This window comes from Mesorhizobium sp. M7A.F.Ca.CA.002.15.2.1, from assembly GCF_003998715.1.
GTDB classification, from domain to species: Bacteria; Pseudomonadota; Alphaproteobacteria; order Rhizobiales; family Rhizobiaceae; genus Mesorhizobium; species Mesorhizobium ciceri.
The window spans coordinates 1-1,225 of the sequence record NZ_RZPI01001022.1 but is presented as its reverse complement, the minus strand read 5'-3'; the positions used below and the strand labels follow the sequence as shown (position 1 = coordinate 1,225).

Here is a 1,225-nt window from a genome sequence, read left to right as displayed (position 1 = left end):
GTACGGCGGCGGCGCGCCCGTTGTCGTCCAATCGATGACCAACACCGACACGGCCGATATCGACCAGACCGTCGCGCAGGTCGCAGCACTGCACCGGGCCGATGCGCTGAGGTCCGGGCATGAGGTGGAGGAGCAAAGATGGCTTGTCAATGGCGACAGGTCGCCACTGGCCCGAATCGGCACGTCGCCAACGACCAAAAACAATCGATGATCTGGCGAAACGGGCGACGGCCGAAGCGGATATTAAGCCGGGTGCAAGTCCAGCTTCGGCTGACAGACCGTGCTGGGAAATCAAACCTCTCCACGCCGGCGGCGGGGAGCCGCCGGGAAAAGAGGCCGCGGATACCGCGCGGCTATGTCAGGAGGGCATCAATGCGTGGTCGGTTTTCCTCTTAGTTTTTCAATCTCGTCCTTGAGTGCCAGCTTGCGTCGCTTAAGATTCACGATTTCGAGGTCGTCGACCGATGGATGATTCATCGCGTCATCGATTTCACGTTCGATGTCGCCGTGTTTCCGCTGCAACTCATCAAGATGGGATGCAAGAGACATGATTGGTTCTCCCTTTCATGGTTTTCCTCGATTGCAACCGTCACGGCGCGTCCACCGCAGGTTCGCTTCTGTGACGGCACGGTGACAGTGTGTCACCTTCCGCGGGCGATGTCGAATGATCCGTGGTAGCATTCCACGACACTGTGAAATGTGATATGGGCTGCACGCCGGTGACAAAACACCCGGCCCCGCCCAATCAGGCCCAGCTTTGGGCGCCGCAGACGTGCAGACGGTAGAGAATGTCCGATCAGGAACAGGCCGATATTCGCCTCGAATTTTCCCGCCTGAAGCAGGAACACGCCGATTTCGATGCAGCCATCAACGCGATGATCGCCATGGCCTGCGATCCGCTGCAGATCCAGCGCATGAAGAAGAAGAAGCTGTTCCTCAAGGACCGGCTGATGGCGCTGGAAGACAAGATCATTCCCGACATCATTGCGTGAACGATGTGATGTGCTGACGCTGATCGAGCGCCAGGCAGCGGCGATCTGCATCTCCCTGCGCGGTCGTGTGACGGTGCCTTTGGCCGGTCAATCGTTGGGCTCTTTTTCGCCGGTGCACTAGCCGCGACGGCGCGTCCTGCCGGGCGATCTCGCACATGGAGCACCTCGAACTCGACGGCTTCGTCGCACGCTCTCGGTCAGTGATCCCACCGTTCTGACGGATTGTCCGGCGA

General features: G+C 59.6%; 2 protein-coding genes and 1 pseudogene. 2 read left to right on the top strand and 1 reads right to left on the bottom strand.

The features are described from left to right. Window positions 1-100 (top strand): annotated as a pseudogene (locus tag ENZ74_RS34585) (flavodoxin-dependent (E)-4-hydroxy-3-methylbut-2-enyl-diphosphate synthase); the annotation flags it as partial. A 269-nt stretch (window positions 101-369) separates the two neighbouring features. Here the strand turns inward: ENZ74_RS34585 and ENZ74_RS32195 are convergent. Then, the gene (locus ENZ74_RS32195) at window positions 370-549 is read right to left on the bottom strand and encodes a YdcH family protein (RefSeq protein ID WP_013529217.1); all 180 of its coding nucleotides are present in this window, start codon (window positions 547-549) and stop codon (window positions 370-372) included. A gap of 239 nt (window positions 550-788) precedes the next feature. Here ENZ74_RS32195 and ENZ74_RS32190 point away from each other — a divergent pair, with 239 nt between their 5' ends. After that, a complete protein-coding gene (locus ENZ74_RS32190) occupies window positions 789-992 on the top strand; it encodes a DUF465 domain-containing protein (RefSeq protein WP_013529216.1) in 204 nt (67 codons plus the stop codon). Window positions 993-1,225 lie beyond the last annotated feature (233 nt).